The following is a 19,601-nucleotide window of genomic DNA, read 5'->3' as shown; positions in this document are numbered from 1 at the left end:
TCCGAGGGCCACCGCTTTTCGGTGTGAAACCGTGAGATCTCGCTACTGGACGGATTCGAGTGTGCTGCCTCGCGTTTCCTTCACGAATCGCAGGACGACGAACAGTGACAACGCTGCCATGACGGCGTAGCCGGCGTAGGTGTACGACAGATTCCAATCGGCCAGTGCCGGGAACGTCCAGGACACCAGGAAGTTCGCGACCCAGTTGGTGGCGGTCGCAATTCCGACTGCTGCAGCACGCACGCGGTTGGGGAACATTTCGGAGATCAACACCCAGACGACCGGGCCCCAGGACAGAGCGAAGAAGAACACGAATGCGTTCGCCCCGATAAGAGCGATAGTGGCATTGGCTCCGGTCAGCGTGGCCACGGATTCGCCGATCTCGTTCTTGGTCACTGTTGCCGAATGGAAACAGAACGCTGCGGTGCCCAGTGAGATGGCCATACCGGCGGAACCGACCAGCAACAACGGCTTTCGACCGACCCGGTCGATGACGGCGATGGCGACGAACGTACCGACGATGTTGACCAAGGCGCTCACGACGCTGATCAGCAGGGACCGGTCGGCGCCGAATCCGACCGCCTGCCAGAGGGTGCTCGAGTAGTAGAAGATCACGTTGATACCGACCAACTGCTGCAATGCGGCGAGTGCAATACCGACCCACACCAGATGGGAGACCCCGAGCCGCTTCGAGAAGAGTTGGCGGACTGTGGTCTTGGCTTGCTTCTCCGTCAGAGATTCGCGGATCTCGTTCATGCGTTCGGTGACGGCGTCGTGATCTCCACCTTCGAGATCGGAGATGATCTTGCGAGCACGATCGTCCTTGCCCTGCGCCACGAGGAACCGTGGAGATTCGGGAATCGTGGTTGTCATGATCAGGTACAGGACTGCGGGAACCGCCTCGAGCATCAGCATCCACTGCCAGGCTTCGAGGCCTGCGATCTGATTGCGATCACCACCGGCCGCGGCCTGGAGGGCGTAATTGACCAACTGCGACACGGCGATTCCGAGAACGATCGCCAGTTGGTACATCGAGCCGAGACGTCCGCGAATCGCGGCGGGGGAGATCTCCGCGATATAGGCCGGGGCGATGACTGACGCGAAACCCACTGCCAGGCCGCCGACCACGCGCCAGAACGTGAGGTCGTAGACGCTGAACGGAATTGCGGAGCCTACGGCGCCGATGATGAACAACACCGCGGCTATCTGCATGACGCGGATGCGGCCGAGTCGGTCGGCGAGTGTGCCTGCGATCCAGGCGCCGAGTGCTGCGCCGAGCAGAGTCAGTGAGACCGTGAGCCCGGTGCCCGAGGCGCCGATGTCGTACTTGTCTCGGATCGCACCGACCGCCCCGTTGATGACGGCGGTGTCGTATCCGAACAGAAAACCGCCGAGCGCGGCGGCGCCGGCGAAGAGCACTGCATGTCCGACGTCGGCGCGAGTAGCGCCTGATCCTCCGCCGGAGGCGGTTCCGCTGAATGCCATTCCTGCCCCCTCAAAGGCCCTACGGTCGACACCCCGATGCGCCGATCCATCCGCGAGCACTCTGCACGCTACGCCCACCGGGACAGATTTGGCGGGGACTCACGCGCCGTTACCCAGCTGAGTCCATTCCCGCAGAGAATCAGCTTGACACAGTAATGTCGTATTGATTGCAGTTAGTATGCAAACAATATGGTAAGTGCAGGTGAGGGCGCTTTACTCGCCCGAGAGACGCTCGGCTTTTGCTGCGATGTCTTCGAGATCCTTCGCCATGAATTTCCGGGTCACCCGCCTCTCCGGCGAGCCGTTCGATACGGATCACGCCGGAGAGGGTTGTCGGGAAAATCTCGTTTCTAGGCCGAGGCGCGCTTTGCGGCTTCGCTCAACGTCGGTGTGATCTGGCCGAGGACCCACGGCGTGCTCAGGACGTTGACGTTGCTCAGTCCGCCGATGACCCGGGTGTCGCTGAGGAAGGCGGTGGATCCACGCTTGACCGCGCCGAGTCCACCGACTGCGGGTATGCCGGACGGATCACCGGAGCCGTCGGTGAAGCCGACGATCACATCGGCGTCGATGTCGGCGATGTTCTCGTAGGAGATCGTCTTGAAGAACGATCCACCTGCATTTTCCGCGGCTAGCTTCTCGACGCCCGGTGCGTTGACGAACCCGAGTTCGGTCAGCACCTGGACCCGCGGATCAGTGGGCAGATAGACGTTGATGTTGCTCGAATCGGTGTCGAAGTTGACCACTGCCAATGTCTTTCCGGCGAACTCCGGGTGGGCTGTGGCGGTATCGGCGAGAGTCGCGTCGAGGCCGTCGACGAGCTTGTCGGCCTCTTCGCTCTTGCCGACTGCCTTGCCGACGATGCGGGTCTGGTCCTGCCAGGATGTCTGCCAGGCCGCGCCGGGGTAGGCGGCCGTCGGTGCGATCTTGCTCAGTTGGTTGTAGACGGATTCCTCGAAGCCCTCGTACGGCGCGAGGATGACGTCGGGGGTCAACGACGCGATGGACTCGATCGGCGGTTCTCCGCTGGCCGGCATGTCGAAGAGCGTTGTCTTGTCCGCGTCGAAGTAGTCCTGCGCCCACGGCATGACGCCGTTGTCGTCCGCGCCGTAGGTGTACTTGGGCTGTCCGACCGGAGTCAGATCGAGTGCGTACAGGATGTCCTGCGCGTTCCATCCGAGGGTGACGAGGCGCTCGGGCTTCGAGTCGATGGTCGTGGTGCCGAAGGTGTTCTCGATGCTGACGGGGAATCCGCCCGTACCTTGGGATGGCGTGGATGTGCCTGAATCCGAGGAGCACGAGACAAGCGCGGTGACCGCGATTGCAGCCGCACCGAGGGCAGTGAAGCCCCGAATAGAAGTTTTCATGAAGGGCAGCCTAACCTACTGAATTTCGGCAGCCAAACGAAACCGATTGTGCCGTTTATGCAGGTGGGGAGTCGGATCTGGACCGCGTTTCTCAGTGCACCGTTTCGGTGGGCAATACTTTCCTCGTGCGATCACAGCAGAAGATTCTCGGTGCCGCCCTCGGACTGATCGAAGGTGGCGGATTCGAGGCTGTGAACATTGCCGCAGTTGCCACCGCGGCCGGTGTCTCGCGCCAGACGGTGTACTCGATTTTCGGCACACGTGAAGAGGTCGTCTCCCAGGCGATGGGCGGTCTCGCTGTCGAGGTTCTCGGGGAGATCACGGCACAGGTGGAGTCGGTCGACACGGCGTGTGAATACGTCGTCGAATTCATCGTTGCCGCGCGAACTGCCGTGCGTGCTCACCCGGTGCTCGCGACTCTGCTCCTCGCCGAGCGGGGAAACCCTGTCTTCGATCTCGAAATGATGAGTCGAGCAATACCTTTCGCTGGTCAGATGCTCACCCCTATGGTCGAACGTGGCCTCGCCACCGAGGCGGAGTTGGATGAGATAGTGGAAATTGCCGTGCGACTGGGGCTTTCGGTTGTTGCATTCGACAGTGACCTCGTACATTCCGACGACTCCTTGCGGGCCTTTCTCTTGAGGTGGCTCGGGCCCGCAATCCGGTCGACCTCGTAGTTCCTTGCCTGCTCCGCCAAAACCTTGACACTCGAGCGTCAGAGTGTCTAGTTTTGGCGTGCCCGGAATTCTCTGGCGACATTCTTCGAGGGAGCACCAGTCATGTCCGGAGTGAAACGTAGATCGTTCTTGGCCGGTACGGCCGCCGTGGGAGTCGCGATGATGGCGCCACGCACTGCCAGGGCTGCAACAGGGATTCCGCTGACACGTGAAGTGCACCGTGTCGTGGTTATCGGATCGGGGTTCGGCGGCGGGGTGACGGCACTTCGCCTGGCCGAGGCGGGGGTTCCGGTCACTTTGCTGGAGAGAGGGATTCGGTGGCAGACCGGGCCGAATGCCGAAACTTTTCCGCACCCAGCCAGTCCGGACAAGCGCATCCTCTGGCATCAGTCAAACCCGACTCTGTTCGGCAGGCCGGCGATCTTCGAGCCATACGCGGGTTTGTTGGAGACGGTGACCGGTGAGAACATGACCGCGATCTGCGCAGCCGGTGTGGGCGGCGGATCGCTTGTGTACCAAGGGATGACGCTGCAACCGGAAGAAGCGGTCTTCAACACGCACTTTCCGGAGGAGCTCGATTACGCACGAATGGACCGCGTCCATTACCCGCGGGTGGCGCGGATGCTGCAAGTGGAAACTGCACCAGACGAACTGATTTCCAGCCCGAACTACGAGGCGGCACGTGTATTCGCGCGTAACGCAACGCGTTCCGGTCTACCCGTGTCGAAGATTCCGATGCCGATCGACTGGAACTTCGCGTTGGCCGAACTGAGGGGTGAGATGAAGCCGTCTTACACCAACGGTGACGGCGCGCTCGGTGTCAACAACGGTGGCAAGCATTCGGTGGATGTCACCTACATTGCGGCTGCGGAAGCGACCGGATTGGTGAATGTGGAGACTCTGCACCAGGTCACCGATGTCGAGCGGGCTGCCGACGGACGGTGGCGCGTGTACGTGGACCGGACCGACATTTCCGGCAAGATTCTCGAGAACAAGATCTTGACGACGGATGCGCTCGTGATGGCTGCAGGCAGCATGAACACCACCAAACTCCTTGTCCGCGCCGCGGCGACGGGGCGGATCACGGATCTGCCGGACGAGCTCGGCGCAGGGTGGGGGACCAATGCCGATCGGATCTACATCTGGTCGGATCTCGCCGAGAACTTCGGTGCGACGCAGGGCGGGCCGGTCGTCTACGGCAGCCGGAACTGGGACGACCCGCATAACGCGTTCACCGTCATTCAGGCGTCGTTCCCGCCCGTTGCGTTCGACGCTCACAGCACGGTGATGGTCGGATTCGGTGTGAGCCGCGACCGAGGTCGGTTCGTGTACGACTCGGCGCGGGGTGAGGCGGTGCTCCGTTGGCCGAAGGACGGGGATTCGGCGATCCAGCAAGGCCACATCGGACCTGCGGCCCAGCAGATCGCGGCAGGAGGACTGCTCACCGACACCAACGCGTTACTGCCGTCCACCTGGCATCCCCTAGGCGGTGCCTGCATGAACTCGGTGTGCGATCTTGATGGGCGGGTTCTGGGCCAGCGGGGGTTGTACGTGCTCGACGGCGCTTTGCTGCCGGGAAACTCCGCTGCGTGCAATCCGTCGATGACTATCGCCGCAGTGGCGGAGCGCGCGCTCGAGAACATCGTGAAAGACGATGTGGGAACACTCTTCTGAGCCTGCAGAACGTCACGGACGGCGTACCCGAGGGCACGCCGTCCGTGACGGGTCGATCGACTGACTCAGACGCTGGCAACACCGGGCGCGAGGAAGCGCTTGCCGTTGACGGCCTCGGAGGTACCGGTCCGGTCCAGGTACGGCGTGATGCCGCCGTTCCAGAATCCGAATCCGCCGCCGAGCAGCAGGCAGAGGTCGATGTCCTCGGCTGCCGCGACGACGCCCTCGTCGAGCATGATCTGAATTTCCTCGGCAAATGCACGACGTGTGCGCTCGAGGACCTCTTCCGAGGTGGACACCTTGTCACCCTGCGGCCACAGTGCGGCGACCTCGGGGTCGACGGCCTGACCGTTCTCGCCCCAGGTCCACACGCCGGGCTTGCGGGCCTCGACGAGTGCTTCGAGTCCGGGTGAGCTCTTGAACCGGTCCGGGTACGACTCCTGCAGGGTCTCACCGGTGTGCAGTGCCACTGCGGGTCCGACGAGGGCCAGCAAGGTGAACGGCGACATGGGCATGCCGAGTTCGGCGATGGCATTGTCTGCGACGTCGAAGGGGGTGCCTTCGTCGACGGCGGACATGACCTCACCCAAGGTGCGGGTGACGAGGCGGTTGAAGACGAAGCCGGCCTTGTCGCCGCAGAGGACGGCGGACTTCTTCAGCGACTTCGCGGTGGCGAAAGCCGTTGCCAGAGTGGCATCATCGGTCTTGCTGCCCTTGATGATCTCGAGGAGGGGAAGAACGGCCACCGGGTTGAAGAAGTGGAAGCCGACCACACGCTCGGGATGTTCGAGGCCGGACGCCATCTCCGTGATGGAGAGCGAAGACGTGTTGGTGGCGAGGATGGTTTCGGGAGCGATGAACTGCTCGAGTTCCGCGAAGACCTTCTTCTTGACGTCCATGTTCTCGAAGACGGCTTCGATGACGAAGTCGGTCTTGGCGAACGCGGCCTTGTCGAGGGAGCCGGAGACGAGCGCCTTGAGGCGGTTCGCAGCGTCGGGGGACAGGCGTCCCTTGCCCTGGAGCTTCTCGATCTCGGTGTGGACGTAGCCGACACCCTTGTCGATGCGTTCCTGGTCGATGTCGGTCAGGATGACCGGCACCTTGAGCTGGCGGACGAAGAGCAGCGCGAGCTGGCTGGCCATGAGGCCGGCGCCGACGATGCCGACGCCGCTGACCTTACGAGCGAGCGAGCGGTCGGGTGCTCCGGCGGGACGCTTGGCGCGCTTGTTCACCAGATCGAAGGCGTACAGACCAGCCCGGAGCTCGTCCGTCAGCAGAAGATCGGCAAGAGCCTCGTCCTCGGCCGCGAAGCCCTTGTCGAGCGAGGCGGCATCGGTGATGTCGGTGCTGCGAGCCAGTTCGAGCAACTCGACGGCCTTGACGGCGCCGGGAGCGTTGCCCTTGGTCTTGCCGTCGACGATCGCCTTCGCACGAGCAATCGCGTCGTCCCAGCCCTGGCCACGATCGATCTCGGGGCGAGCGGGGGTCACTGTGCCGGCGAGGACCTGCGACGCCCAGGCGAGGGACTGCTCGATGAAGTCGGCAGAGTCGAGAACGACGTCGACGACGCCGAGTTCGAGTGCCTTCTTGGGGGAGAGCACCTTGTTCTGGTTCAGCGAGTTCTCGATAACCACGGTGACGGCGTTCGACGGGCCGACGAGGTTGGGGAGCAACTGCGTTCCGCCCCAACCGGGGACCAGACCGAGGAATGCTTCCGGAAGACCCAGTGCGCCCGCATTGGCGGCAACCGTGCGGTAGTGGCTGTGCAGTCCGACCTCGAGGCCGCCGCCCAGAGCGACACCGTTGATGAAGGCGAACGTGGGAACGGACGACTCACGCAGGCGTCGGAACACCTTGTGACCCAAGCGGCCCAGCTCGAGTCCCTGCTCACGAGAGGTGATCGCGGGAACACCCTTGAGATCCGCGCCGGCGGCGAAGATGAAGGGCTTGCCGGTGACGGCGATGGCAACCGGGTTGGCGGCAAAGGCTTCGTCGAGGGCGGCGTCGAATGCTGCGAGTCCGCCGGGACCGAAGGACGACGGCTTGGTGTGGTCGAAGCCGTTGTCGAGGGTGATCAGTGCAAACGGGCCCTCGATGCCGGGGACCGAGATGATCTTCGTGTAGGCGTTCGTCACGACCTCGTCGGCGAATGCTGTTGCAATATCAGACATTTAGTTAACTCCTGCCTGGTAGTCAGCGTGGTTCGGGTTCTCCCAGATGACGGTGCCGCCCATGCCGAGGCCGATGCACATGGTGGTCAAGCCGTAGCGCACGTCGGGACGCGTCGCGAACTGGCGGGAGAGCTGCGTCATCAGGCGAACGCCCGAGGAAGCGAGAGGGTGGCCACACGCGATGGCGCCGCCCCACTGGTTGACGCGCGGGTCGTCGTCGGCGATTCCGTAGTGCTCGAGGAACGCGAGGACCTGAACGGCGAACGCTTCGTTGATCTCGAAGAGTCCGATGTCCTCGATCTTGAGGCCGGTGCGTGCCAGCAGCTTCTCGGTGGCGGGAACCGGGCCGATGCCCATGACGGCGGGGTCGACGCCCTGGTAGGCGAAGCCCACCATGCGCATGCCGACCGGCAGGCCGAGCTCGGCTGCGGTGTCCTCACCGGCGAGCAGTGCTGCGGTGGCACCGTCGTTGAGTCCGGCTGCGTTACCGGCGGTGATGCGTCCGGCCGGGCGGAACGGCGTCTTGAGCTTCGCGAGATCTTCGACGGTGGTTCCGGGGCGCGGCGGCTCGTCTTCGGTGGCCAGACCCCAGCCCGCGGAACTGCGGGTGGCGACGGGGACCAGGGTGTCGGCGATGAAGCCGGCCTTCTTGGCAGCGTCGTACTTGTTCTGGCTGTTGACGGCGTAGGCGTCCGTGCGGTCCTTGGTGATGGTCGGGAACCGGTCGTGCAGGTTCTCGGCGGTGTTACCCATCACGAGGGCGCTCGGGTCGACCAGGCGGTCGGCGAGGAAACGCGGGTTGGGGTCTGCGCCCTCACCCATCGGGTGGTGACCCATGTGCTCGACGCCACCGGCGATCACGACGTCGTACTGGCCGAAGCCGATGCCCGACGCGGTCGTGGTGACGGCGGTCATCGCGCCGGCACACATGCGGTCGATGGCGAATCCTGGAACGGTTTCGGGGAGACCGGCGAGGATCGCAGCGGTGCGGCCGATGGTCAGGCCCTGGTCGCCGGTCTGCGTGGTGGCTGCAACGGCAACTTCGTCGATCCGTGCGGGATCGAGCTGCGGGTTGCGGCGAAGCAGCTCACGAATCGCCTTGACGACGAGATCGTCTGCGCGCGTGTCGGCGTACATGCCTTTCGGGCCGGCCTTGCCGAACGGGGTGCGAATGCCGTCGACGAAGACGACGTTGCGTTGGTTGTTTGTGGATGGAGCCACGCGAATTCCTCCTGATGGAGCTGCCCACCGCACCGAAGGGCGGTGAGACGTTGGTTCGGCGATCACGGCCAGGCGTCCGGCCTCGTATCGAGCGTACTACTGCCCATTACTGACCGGTAACTTAACGTGCCGAATTGCTCCAACCTCACACCGGGGTCAGGTCAGGATTCCGGCTCTTCCACTTCGGGCTCGGCCGGGACCACGGAGTTCAGTGCCTCGGCGAGGACGGGAACGGTCAAAGTGCGTTGCCAGCCACGTGCGCCACCGGAAGTGAGCTTGGTCTCGATCGCACTCTCGACTTCGGCGATGTCCGAGTCGGGTTCCAGTTTCCAGTCCCAGCACAGGCGCCTGACCAGGTCGGGTTGGAGCAGATTCTCCACGGGCACCGAAACCTCTTTGCTCAGGTCCGACAGTGCTGCGCGCGCCGCGGTCAACCGATCAGCCGCCGCTGGATCCTGGCGGGCCCAGCGGCCGGCAGCGGGCGGCCCGACGATGGGCGGGGTTTTCGGCGGAAGCTCGCTGTCGGGGAGCTTCCGCGCGGCTTCCAGTGCGTCCATCCAGATACGCGAATAACGGCGTTGACGTGGTCCGCCGAAGACGGGAAGCGAGCGGAGCGCGTCCAGCGACCGAGGATCTTTGAGAGCGGCATCGATGATCGCGGAGTCAGGAAGAACCCGACTCGGAGACACGTCGCGCTTGCGTGCGAGATCCTCGCGCGCCTGCCACAGCGCCCGTACTGCCGCCAACTGACGGGTGGTCTTGAGTGAGGTGATGTGCGACGTACGACGCCAGCGGTCCGGTTTGGGCTTGGGCGGGCCGGCCAGACGGATGTACTCGAACTCTTCCTTCGCCCACTCGAGCTTGCCTTGGGATTCGAGTTCGGCTTCCATTGCGTCGCGCAGTTCGAGAAGCACTTCGACGTCGAGGGCGGCGTAGTTCAACCAGGCGTCCGGCAGCGGACGTGTCGACCAGTCCGCAGCCCCGTGACCCTTGCGAAGTTCCACTCGCAGGGTTCGTTCCACGATCGCGGCGAGTCCGACTCGCTCGAACCCGGCCAGTCGTCCGGCCAGTTCGGTGTCGAACAGTTCGGCCGGCGTCAGGCCCAGTTCGGCGAGGCCGGGGAGATCCTGATCGGCAGAGTGCAGCACCCATTGCAACGGGTTGATCACCTCGGCCAACGGCTGCAGGTCTTGCGCTGTCGGAATCGGGTCGAGAAGGAACGATCCTGCTCCTTCGCGTCGAAGCTGGATCAGGTACGCCCGTGCCGAATAGCGGAATCCGGATGCGCGCTCGGCGTCCACGGCGAGCGGGCCGTGGCCGGAGGCCAGCGCGGCCGCGGCGTCGGCGACACCGGCGGCAGTGGTGATGACGTCCGGAACTCCGTCACGCGGAACGAGCAGCGGAACTACGTCGGAGGTGGGCTCGGTTGCATCATCGGTGACTTCGGACATGGTCACTGACTCTACGTCGCAGTCGGGGCCGGGGTTGTCACCTCAGCGTCGAACAGTTCGTCGAGTGCGGCTCCGAAACCTTGCGCGAGCTGGTCCAATTCGGGTGCCAGATCGGAGCAACTGACGATGCCGACGTCGAGTTTTCCGTCGAGAGACATCACCGTCACGTTGAGACCTGCTCCGTGAAAGATCGGGCCGAGCGGGAACATTCCCTTGATCTGGGCACCGAGGAAGTAGAGCGGGACCGGTGGTCCAGGCACATTCGACACGACCAGGTTGGACACGACGGGGTGACGCTCGGCGAGTTTGAGCGACGAGTACACGCGCATGGCGGCGCCGAACACCGCCGGCGAAGCGAACTGCGACCAGTCCTGGAGCATGTTCGCGCCCAGAGCCTCGTTGTGGTTCTTCGAGGTGGCGTTGTAATCGCTGATCGCGTGCAGGCGTTCGACCGGATCGGCGATCTGGGTGCCGAGTTGCGTGAACATGCCCGAGATCTGGTTCGTGCCCGGACGATCGGATTTGCCGTGGACCGACACCGGCACCATGGCGACGAGGGAGTCCTCCGGCAGTTCGTCCCGGTCCTCCAGATACTTACGCAGTGCCCCGGCGCAGAGCGCGAGAACCACGTCGTTGACCTTGACGCCGTGACGGTCCTTGACGGCTTTGACCTTCGCGAGATCGAGTTGGCTGAACGCGACGTTGCGGTGACCGGTGATCGCGCCGTTGAACGAGGTCCGCGGCGCGGTGAACGGAGCAGGCATCGCCTCACCCTTTCGCGCACGCGTCACCCACTTCGGGAGCATGGCGATTCCGCCGGGGACCAGACGGGCAATTCTTGCGGGTCGGGCGATGACGGCCATGAGTCCGCCGATGGCGATGTCCAGCGTTCCCGCGTCGCCCGCACCCTGTGCGGTGGGATCCACGAGCGCCGGTGAATCCGGTTCGAGACTGCACAGCTGAGCCAGGATGTTCGCGCCGGTGACACCGTCGGCAGCGCTGTGATGGATCTTCGACATGACGGCGATCTGTCCGTCGGCAAGTCCCTCGATCACCCACATCTCCCACAGCGGTCGGGAACGATCCAGCGGTTGGCTCGCGATGTGTCCGGCGAGCTCTGCCAGTTCCGCGTGTGTGCCGGGAGCAGGTACCGCGGTCCGGTGGCAGTGCCGCTCGATGTCGAAATCGTGATCGTCGACCCACACGGGGTAGTCGAGATTGAGACGGGAATCTTTGAGTTTGCGCCGGAAGGTCGGCATGGTGGCCATCCGCGAGTCCAACTCGCGAAGCAGCTTCCGGTAGTCGTAGCCGCCCGGGATGGTCGTGGGGTCGAGCAGGACAAGTCCACAAACGTGCAATAGCTGGGTCGGTGTTTCCAAGTAGAGGAAGGTCGCGTCGAGTCCGCTGAGACGTTGCATGACTCATTCTAGAACAGGTTCTAGTATTTTTCCGGAGGAATGCTCAAACGAATAGCAGAGTCAGTCGTTCTGCCGCGACAGCGTGGTTATCCCGGCAGGCGGAAGCCCCGCCGCGTACGCGAGAACCTCGCAGAAAGCCTCGACGTGGTGAGCCAATTCGGACGAAGTTGCAGTCCAGGACGCTCGCAACTCCAGTTGATGGGCTCGCGGAGGCCCGGCGATGTCGCCGTACCGCACGGAAGTTGTGGCTGTGACCGTACCGCCCAGGGCCACAAAAGGTTCCGGTCCGGCCTCCAAAGCGTCCACCAGCCAACTCCAGGCTACTTCGGGAAGTAGTGGATCCGCGGCGACGGCTTCGTCGAGATCGGCCTGGATATACGCCACCAACCGCATGGTGCCGTTCCACGCCTCGTCGCCGTCCGGATCGAACAACAGGATCAGGCGGCCGAAAGCGTCACCTTCGGACTGCTCGGCCACTACGTCGGAGTCCGGGTGGAGAACCTCGGCCCCCACCGCGTGGCTGTAAGGAGCGAGACGCTGCGGCGGGCGGATGGGACCGACCTCTATCTCGGGCCGAACCCGCGCAGCGGTCATCGCCTCCACGGCGGCACGGAACTCGGCCGGGTCGGCTGTCGATCCGGATGTCGTCACAGGTCAGGACGTTAGTCGGGGATGCGGGCGGGGAGGTGGAGGCGCGCCGACCGAGTGTGGCTCGGGTGTGTGGCCGCTCACGAACCGCTCGGGTGTCCGATCCCGAGTGTGGGACGTGGCAGCATTGAGTCGATCGAAGACACACGTTGGCGGAGAGCGCGAGGACTGATGAGCGGGTTGGACAACATGAATTCAGGCATTACCGGGTCGGCGGAATACAGCGCTCGGCGAGTCTTGCCCGACGCACCGTTGCTTGCCGCGGCGACCGGACGCACTCCGAGTCGACGGCCGGTGTGGTTCATGCGTCAGGCCGGGCGTTCGTTGCCGGAGTACCGCGAGATCCGCGCCGGGATCGGCATGTTGGAATCTTGTTTCGATCCGGCGCTGGTCTGTGAGATCACGATGCAACCGGTGCGCCGTCACGACGTGGACGCGGCAATCCTGTTCTCGGACATCGTCGTTCCACTCAAAGCCGCAGGAATCGATCTCGACATCGTTGCCGGCGTCGGACCGGTGGTCGCCAATCCGATTCGCTCCATCGCCGACGTTGCAGCACTTCCGCGACTGGTCCCCGAAGAGGTAGGCGCAATCGCGCAGGCCGTTCGGCTTCTCACTACCGAGTTGGGCTCCACGCCGCTGATCGGCTTTGCCGGAGCGCCGTTCACTCTGGCGTCGTATCTGGTCGAGGGTGGTCCGAGCCGGAACCACGAGAAGACCAAAGCGCTCATGCACTCCGATCCGAAGACCTGGCACGCGTTGCTCGGAAGTTTGGCCGACACCACGATCTGCTTCCTGCAGGCGCAGCTCAAGGCGGGCGTCGACGCGGTCCAGCTGTTCGACTCGTGGGCCGGCGCGCTCTCGCTGGCCGATTACCGGGAATTTGTTCTCCCGCATTCCGAGCGAGTGTTCGCCGAGGTTGCCGCTGCCGGCGTCCCGCGTATCCACTTCGGTGTCGGCACCGGTGAACTTCTCGGCGCGATGGGGGAGGCAGGCGCCGACGTCGTGGGTGTCGACTGGCGGATTCCGCTCGACGTCGCGGCTGGTCGTGTCGGTCCGGGTAAGGCGCTGCAGGGCAATCTCGATCCCGCCGTACTGTTCGCGGGCCCCGAGGTGATCGATCGTGAGGTGCGCCGGATCGCCGCCGAAGGGGACCGCGCGATCGAGGCCGGTGCCATCGGCCACATCTTCAACCTCGGCCACGGAGTTCTTCCCGACACCGATCCCACGGCGATCACCTCGGCGGTGGAGCTGGTGCACTCGCTGTGACAACGACTCGGCCGTCGGTCGCGGTGATCGGAGGCGGAATCTCCGGTCTGGTTGCCGCGTATCGGCTTCGGCGCAGTCTGGGCTCCGAAGCGGACATCACGATCGTCGACGACTCACCGCGGCTGGGCGGGAAGCTGCGAACGATTGATCTGGGCGGTGGCCCGATCGACATCGGTGCCGAGGCTTTCATCGCCCGTCGGCCGGAAGTTCCTGCGCTTCTCGCCGAGCTGGGACTGACCGATCAGATCGTCTATCCCGCGGGCCTGAGTCCGTTGATCTGGTCTCAGGGCTCACTGAATCGGTTGCCGACCGGAACCCTGATGGGAATCCCGGCTTCGGCGGAGTCGGTTCGAGATCTTGTCGACGAGCAGACCCTGGCGCGCATAGCGGCCGAGGCCGGCGTCCCGCTGGAGTGGACCCGCGGTTCCGATTGCAGTGTTGCCGAACTGGTTTCGCAGCGATTCGGTGATCAGGTGGTCAGCCGATCGGTGGATCCGCTTCTCGGTGGGGTGTACTCGGGGCTGGCGGAGACCATCGGCGTGCGTGCAGCTTTGCCGACACTCGCTGCGGCCCTCGATGCGGGCTCTCGGAGCCTCACGGATGCAGTCGCAGCCGCATTGCCGACGCCTGCACCGGGGCCGGTGTTCGGAGCGCTCAGAGACGGGTACGGCATCCTGCTCGATGCGCTGCAGCAGGCCGCCGACGCGACCTTCGTCCGTGGCGAGGCTTCTGGGTTGTGTAGCGACGGGGCTGGTTGGAACGTCGATCCGCTCGGAAGCGTCGACGCGGTGATTCTGGCCGTCCCGGCGCCGCGCGCGGCGGCGCTGTTGGCCGGAGTCGATGCGGATGTTGCGAGTACCGTCGCTCGGATCGAACTGGCGTCGTCCGCGGTGGTGGCGCTCCGGTTGTCCGGGCAGGTCGAACTTCCGCAGAATTCAGGGATCCTGGTAGCCACCGACGCCGACCTGACCGCCAAGGCGTTCACGCTGTCGAGCCGAAAGTGGACACACCTCGCTGATCGCGGTGAGCACCTCGTTCGGGTGTCGTTCGGTCGATTCGGTGCATCGGAGATCGTCGACCGGCCGGATGGTGAGTTGATCGACTTCGCGCGCGCCGATCTCGAGACCGTGACCGGAATCACCGAGGAGCCAGGCGCGACCTTCGTACAGCGGTGGCACGGAGGTCTTCCCCAATACGCCCCAGGTCACACGGAAATCGTGGCTGAAATCGAGTCCGGGATGACGCAGTTCGACGGCCTCGCCCTGGCCGGGTCGTGGCTGCACGGCGTCGGGGTTCCGGCGTGTGTCGCAGTCGGCACGACGGCGGCTACACGGATATTCGAGCGAGTGGCACGATAGACCCATGGCACGCCTTGATTTCGACAAACTGAACTCTGAAATCCGTTACCTCATGTTCTCCGTGTTCCAGGTGGAACCCGGTGTGCTGGGCGATGATCGGGAAGCTGCGGTCAAGGACGCCCGCTTGTTCTTCGAGGGTCTCGAAGACAAGGGCGTCGTGGTTCGCGGGATCTACGACGTCGCCGGCCTGCGCGCCGACGCGGACTTCATGATCTGGACCCACGCGGCCACCATCGAGGAACTGCAGGCCGCGTACGCGGATTTCCGTCGCACCACCGTCCTCGGACAGGCCAGTGCTCCCATCTGGAGCAACTCGGCGGTGCACCGCCCCGCGGAGTTCAACAAGAGCCACGTGCCCTCGTTCATCGCGGGTGAGGATCCGGGCGACTACATCTGCGTCTACCCGTTCGTCCGCTCGTACGAGTGGTACCTGCTCCCCGACGAGGAGCGTCGCAAGATGCTCGCCGATCACGGTATGGCTGCTCGTTCGTACAAGGACGTTCGCGCCAACACGGTCCCGGCCTTCGCCCTGGGGGACTACGAGTGGATTCTCGCGTTCGAAGCACCCGAGCTCATTCGTATCGTCGATCTGATGCGCGATCTACGTGCCACCGAAGCTCGCTTGCACGTTCGCGAAGAGGTGCCGTTCTTCACCGGCCCGCGCGTGGACATCGAGAAGCTGGTCCTTTCCCTTCCCTGATCTGCTTCGAAAGTAGTTCCTGTGACAACTGCACCGAACCGGCGTCGTCAACACATGTCCCATTGGGGAATGTTCACCGCCGAATCGGTCGCCGGCGAGGTGACCGCCGTGCATCCGTACGAGGGTGATGCGAATCCTTCGCCGATGCTCGGGAACCTCGCCGGTTCGGTGCGCAGTCGGGCTCGTGTTTCGGGCCCGGCGGTGCGTCGTGGTTGGCTCGAGAACGGGCCGGGTCCCAGCGACCGACGTGGAGCCGACGAATTCGTCTCGGTCTCCTGGGACGAACTGACCGAACTCCTCTCGCGTGAACTGCGTCGCGTGGTCGACGCGCACGGAAACAACGCGATCTTCGGCGGCTCGTACGGCTGGGCCAGCGCTGGCCGATTCCATCACGCGCAGAGCCAAGTTCACCGATTTCTGAATCAGCTGGGTGGATACACCAAGTCAGTTCACAGCTACTCGCTCGGTGCCACCGGTGTCATCATGCCGCGTGTGGTCGGAACGCACTGGAAGTTGTTCGCGCGCTCCACGTCGTGGGATGTCATCGCGAAGCACTCCGATCTCCTCGTCTCGTTCGGGGGAGTGCCGATCAAGAACACCGGAGTCAATGCCGGTGGTACGAGCGATCATCCGACGCGCGGGGCGCTCGACGCGTTTCGTGCCCGCGGCGGGAAGATCGTCTCCTTCAGTCCGTTGCGTGACGACGTCGAGGGTGACTGCGAGTGGATCGCACCCGTTCCGGGAACCGACGTTGCAATCATGCTTGCCCTGGCGTTTGTCCTGGCGTCGGAGGACCTGCACGATCGCGATTTCCTGGGCCGTTTCTGCGTCGGTTACGAACGCTTCGAGGATTACCTGCTCGGACGTTCCGACGGTGTACCGAAGGATCCGCGCTGGGCGCAGAAGATCTCCGGTGTGTCGGCGGAGTTCATCACCGACCTGGCTCGGAGAATGGCGTCTGGCCGGACGCTGGTGACCGTCACGTGGTCGTTGCAACGCATCAAACACGGTGAACAGGCACCGTGGATGGGCGTGACACTCGCAGCGATGCTCGGCCAATTCGGGCTTCCGGGTGGAGGTTTCGGGCACGGCTACGGTTCGATGAACGAGCCGGGTCTGGCTCCGGTGCCGTATCCCTTGCCGACCTTCTCGCAAGGTGTGAATCCGGTGTCGGATTTCATTCCGGTAGCCGCGATTTCCGACCTGCTGCTTTCGCCCGGGGAGGAGTTCGACTACGACGGCCGACGCCTGACCTATCCCGACATCCGGTTGGTCTATTGGGCCGGTGGCAATCCGTTTCACCACCATCAGGATCTCCCGAGGCTGCGACGGGCATTTTCGCGTCCGGACACGATCGTCGTTCACGATCCGTACTGGACGCCGATGGCCCGCAACGCCGACATCGTTGTCCCGTCGACCACCTCGCTCGAACGAAATGACCTGAGCTGCACTCGAAACGACCCGCTTCTGGTCGCGATGCAGCAGGTCGTTCCACCTTTCGAGAACTCGCGTGACGACTACGACACGTTTGCCGCTCTGGCGTCTGCGCTCGGATTCGGGGAACAGTTCACCGAAGGGCGATCCTCACAGGAGTGGATCGAGCATCTCTACGGTCAATGGCGGCCGTTCGTCGATGCAGACGGCGGCAACACACCGACGTTCGAGGACTTCTGGGCAGAAGGGCACTACCGGATGCGAACCGAAGACAACCTCGTGCTCTTCGGTGACTTCCGTGAGAATCCCGAGAAATATCCGCTCTCGACTCCGAGTGGGAAGATCGAGATCTTCTCCGAGACCATCGAGTCCTTCGGCTACGACGACTGCGCCGGCCATCCGCGCTGGTACGAGCCCGACGAGTGGCTGGGTGGACCGCGAGCCTCGCAATTCCCGCTTCACTTGATCGCCAATCAGCCCAAGACGCGTCTGCACAGCCAACTCGATCACGGCGCTGCGAGCCAGGCGTCGAAGATTCAGGGACGCGAGCCGATTCGTATGCACCCCGATGCAGCGGCCGCGCGCGGCGTCTCGGCAGGAGACGTGGTGCGGGTGTTCAACGATCGCGGAGCGTGCCTTGCTGGTGTGATCGTCGACTCGGACTTGCGGAGCGACGTCGTCCAACTTTCCACCGGTGCCTGGTACGACCCGCTCGATCCTGCCGATCCCGACTCTCTGTGCGTGCACGGCAATCCCAACGTTCTGACACCGGACATCGGTACGTCGTCACTCTCGCACGGGTGCACCGGCCAGCACGTTCTGGTGCAGATCGAGAAATTCGACGGGGCCCTGCCGCCGGTCAAGGCGTTCGATCCGCCCGTGCTTCGTTCACGCTGACGGAACCGATCGGCCACCTCTCGCGTCGAACCTCGTGAGCGCCTGAATCAGGTGTCACGATCTATCGAAGGTGGGGGCCATCGTGAGTGCAGCGGATGTTGGTTCGATGCGGGGGCAAGTCGAAGTACTTCGGGCTCAGATCGATTCGATGCAGCACGTTCTGTTGGAGCGGACTCGATCGCTGGCGGACTTGCAGGAGAGGATCGCTCGAGCGACGGCGAGCGCGCGTTCGAGTGACGGCAGCGTGGAAATCGTCGTCGACGCCTCGGGGGCGGTGGTGGGAGTCGATCTCTCGGGGAGTTCTTACGCCAAGCATTCGCCGGCAGCGTTGGGGAATCTGATTCTGGATACGGCCACCTCTGCGGCAGAAGACATGCGCCGACAGGTTTCCGAGATGACGAAGCCGCTCACGGAGGCGGCCGGAATCGATTTGCCGGACCTGGTTCCGGGCGTGCTCGGATTGCGCGAGATTCTCGAACCTCGTCCGAGCTCCACACCGGCTTCCTGCGACGAGAACTGGGACCGCACCGTTCTGAGGAGCTCCGGCAATGTCTGAGCTGGGCGTGAATGTGGCCGCGATGAAAAGTGCTGCACCAGCCTTCGCGGTGGTCGCTGCCGATCTCGACGAGGCGCGGAGCGCTCTCGACGCAGTGGTCGCCGCCGAAGAGGGTTGCTGGGGCACTGACCAGTTCGGATCCGCATTCTCAGGCGCATATGTTCCCGGTGCTGAGTCAGCAGTCGGTGGGATGACGCTGGTCGCGGGCGCGCTGCGCGAATTGACCGCCACGCTGATCGAGATCACCGATCGTTTCGAATCGATCGACACCTCGCTTGCCGACGACATGGCGGGTGGGCTCTGATGGGACTCGAGATTCCAGGCTGGTTACAGGCGGTTGCGTCGGTCGCGGTGGGCAGTGACTGGCCGCAAGGAGACGAAACGGCACTGTGGAGGTTGGGTGATGCCTGGTCAGGCGCGGCTGATCGGATCGAGGCTTCGGCCGCTGCCGGTGGTTACGGATTGCAGGCAGTACTGGCATCGATCGACGGTCGAGCCGGCGACTCGTTGTCGCGGTATTGGTCCGAGGCCGGGGGAGTTGCGGAGGTCTTCGAGCGGTTGTCCTCTGCCGCGGCCGAACTGGGTCAGTCATGCACCGATACCGGCACGGACATCGAGTACACCAAACTGTCGATCCTCGCGGCGCTGGGCGCACTGGCGCTCGAGATTGCCGCCATGGTGGCGGCTGCTGTCCCGACACTGGGTGTCAGTACCGCCGGGGTCGTGGCGGCTGAGGTCGCAACAACACTCACGGTCCGAATGTTGTTGCAGCAATTGTTGATACGAGTGATCGAGGCTGCGGCAGTGGAAGCTGCCGCTGCCGTCTTCTCCGGCCTCGCCATTCAACTCGGGCAGATGACGATGGATCATCGCCAGTCGATCGACGGTGGCAAGGTCGTGACCGAGGGGCGCGACGGTTTCATCAAGGGGCTTGCGAACGGAGGGTTGAAGACGACGCCGGATCGTGTCGGCCCTGACCCGAACCCGCTCCCGACCGGTTCGAGAGTGCAGGAGATCGCGCGGGGCGCCTTCGACGACGCGGTGTCGGGAGCGTCCGCTGCGATCGTGACGAAGGAAGTCACGGGCGGCGACGCCTCGTTGACTGACATCACTTCCGGCGCGATCGGTGGCGGGATCGGTTCCGTCAAAGACGGACTTGTCGCTCGCAACGAGGACCTGAATGCGGCCGGTCTGAGCCCGACTGCGCTGAACTGGGACTTCTGAGTTGAAAGTCTCGAATCGTGGGCTACCAGTGACACGGGGTAGCCCACGACC

Annotated in this window: 16 protein-coding genes; 9 read left to right on the top strand and 7 right to left on the bottom strand. The window is 64.0% G+C overall.

Annotated elements, in window-relative coordinates; translation table 11 throughout:
• Nucleotides 1-42: 42 nt before the first annotated feature.
• Both ATN38_RS32180 and ATN38_RS32175 read right to left on the bottom strand, forming a co-directional pair.
• Complete coding sequence (locus ATN38_RS32180) at nucleotides 43-1,485, bottom strand: sugar porter family MFS transporter (RefSeq protein WP_003942633.1); 1,443 nt, start codon at nucleotides 1,483-1,485, stop codon at nucleotides 43-45.
• 350 nt (nucleotides 1,486-1,835) lie between these two features.
• A complete protein-coding gene (locus ATN38_RS32175) occupies nucleotides 1,836-2,852 on the bottom strand; it encodes an iron-siderophore ABC transporter substrate-binding protein (RefSeq protein WP_073513390.1) in 1,017 nt (338 codons plus the stop codon).
• 125 nt (nucleotides 2,853-2,977) lie between these two features.
• Here ATN38_RS32175 and ATN38_RS32170 point away from each other — a divergent pair, with 125 nt between their 5' ends.
• Complete coding sequence (locus tag ATN38_RS32170) at nucleotides 2,978-3,529, top strand: TetR/AcrR family transcriptional regulator (protein WP_030536878.1); 552 nt, start codon at nucleotides 2,978-2,980, stop codon at nucleotides 3,527-3,529.
• A gap of 102 nt (nucleotides 3,530-3,631) precedes the next feature.
• Entirely contained in the window at nucleotides 3,632-5,203 is a 1,572-nt protein-coding gene (locus tag ATN38_RS32165; protein ID WP_030536877.1) for a GMC oxidoreductase, read from the top strand.
• Between the two features lie 65 nt (nucleotides 5,204-5,268).
• On the opposite strand, the gene ATN38_RS32160 is transcribed toward ATN38_RS32165, so the two are convergent.
• The 5 genes from ATN38_RS32160 to ATN38_RS32140 all read right to left on the bottom strand — a co-directional run bounded on the left by ATN38_RS32160 (nucleotide 5,269) and on the right by ATN38_RS32140 (nucleotide 12,115).
• Nucleotides 5,269-7,374, bottom strand: a complete 2,106-nt coding sequence (locus ATN38_RS32160; RefSeq protein ID WP_007732875.1) for a 3-hydroxyacyl-CoA dehydrogenase NAD-binding domain-containing protein — start codon at nucleotides 7,372-7,374, stop codon at nucleotides 5,269-5,271.
• Nucleotides 7,375-8,595 carry a thiolase family protein gene (locus tag ATN38_RS32155; protein ID WP_003942598.1) on the bottom strand — a complete coding sequence of 407 codons (1,221 nt, stop codon included), beginning with the start codon at nucleotides 8,593-8,595 and terminating at the stop codon, nucleotides 7,375-7,377. It lies immediately after the preceding gene.
• Nucleotides 8,596-8,756: 161 nt separating this feature from the next.
• Nucleotides 8,757-10,046 carry a ribonuclease D gene (locus ATN38_RS32150; RefSeq protein WP_050656618.1) on the bottom strand — a complete coding sequence of 430 codons (1,290 nt, stop codon included), beginning with the start codon at nucleotides 10,044-10,046 and terminating at the stop codon, nucleotides 8,757-8,759.
• An 11-nt stretch (nucleotides 10,047-10,057) separates the two neighbouring features.
• Complete coding sequence (locus ATN38_RS32145) at nucleotides 10,058-11,464, bottom strand: wax ester/triacylglycerol synthase family O-acyltransferase (protein WP_003942594.1); 1,407 nt, start codon at nucleotides 11,462-11,464, stop codon at nucleotides 10,058-10,060.
• Between the two features lie 60 nt (nucleotides 11,465-11,524).
• Nucleotides 11,525-12,115, bottom strand: coding sequence for a DUF3000 domain-containing protein (locus ATN38_RS32140; protein ID WP_003942604.1), 591 nt, complete (start codon nucleotides 12,113-12,115; stop codon nucleotides 11,525-11,527).
• Between the two features lie 168 nt (nucleotides 12,116-12,283).
• Here ATN38_RS32140 and hemE point away from each other — a divergent pair, with 168 nt between their 5' ends.
• The 7 genes from hemE (at nucleotide 12,284) to ATN38_RS32105 (ending at nucleotide 19,550) form a co-directional block, all read left to right on the top strand.
• Nucleotides 12,284-13,381 carry a uroporphyrinogen decarboxylase gene (hemE, locus tag ATN38_RS32135; RefSeq protein WP_030536874.1) on the top strand — a complete coding sequence of 366 codons (1,098 nt, stop codon included), beginning with the start codon at nucleotides 12,284-12,286 and terminating at the stop codon, nucleotides 13,379-13,381.
• Nucleotides 13,378-14,739, top strand: coding sequence for a protoporphyrinogen oxidase (locus tag ATN38_RS32130; protein WP_073513389.1), 1,362 nt, complete (start codon nucleotides 13,378-13,380; stop codon nucleotides 14,737-14,739). Before hemE ends, ATN38_RS32130 begins: the two co-directional genes overlap by 4 nt.
• A 4-nt stretch (nucleotides 14,740-14,743) precedes the next feature.
• On the top strand, nucleotides 14,744-15,439 hold the full coding sequence (hemQ, locus tag ATN38_RS32125) for a hydrogen peroxide-dependent heme synthase (RefSeq protein WP_003942644.1): 696 nt from the start codon (nucleotides 14,744-14,746) through the stop codon (nucleotides 15,437-15,439).
• A gap of 54 nt (nucleotides 15,440-15,493) precedes the next feature.
• A complete protein-coding gene (locus ATN38_RS32120; protein WP_073513388.1) occupies nucleotides 15,494-17,770 on the top strand; it encodes a molybdopterin guanine dinucleotide-containing S/N-oxide reductase in 2,277 nt (758 codons plus the stop codon).
• An 82-nt stretch (nucleotides 17,771-17,852) separates the two neighbouring features.
• Nucleotides 17,853-18,326, top strand: coding sequence for a YbaB/EbfC family nucleoid-associated protein (locus tag ATN38_RS32115; RefSeq protein ID WP_228402223.1), 474 nt, complete (start codon nucleotides 17,853-17,855; stop codon nucleotides 18,324-18,326).
• Nucleotides 18,319-18,630, top strand: coding sequence for a hypothetical protein (locus ATN38_RS32110; protein ID WP_003942588.1), 312 nt, complete (start codon nucleotides 18,319-18,321; stop codon nucleotides 18,628-18,630). The genes ATN38_RS32115 and ATN38_RS32110 overlap by 8 nt, the downstream gene beginning before the upstream one ends.
• Complete coding sequence (locus ATN38_RS32105; protein WP_003942627.1) at nucleotides 18,630-19,550, top strand: hypothetical protein; 921 nt, start codon at nucleotides 18,630-18,632, stop codon at nucleotides 19,548-19,550. The genes ATN38_RS32110 and ATN38_RS32105 overlap by 1 nt, the downstream gene beginning before the upstream one ends.
• The last annotated feature ends 51 nt before the right edge of the window (nucleotides 19,551-19,601 follow it).

This window comes from Rhodococcus sp. FH8, from assembly GCF_019266085.1.
Lineage (GTDB): Bacteria > Actinomycetota > Actinomycetes > Mycobacteriales > Mycobacteriaceae > Rhodococcus_F > Rhodococcus_F qingshengii.
This window is presented reverse-complemented; position numbering and strand designations above follow the sequence as displayed.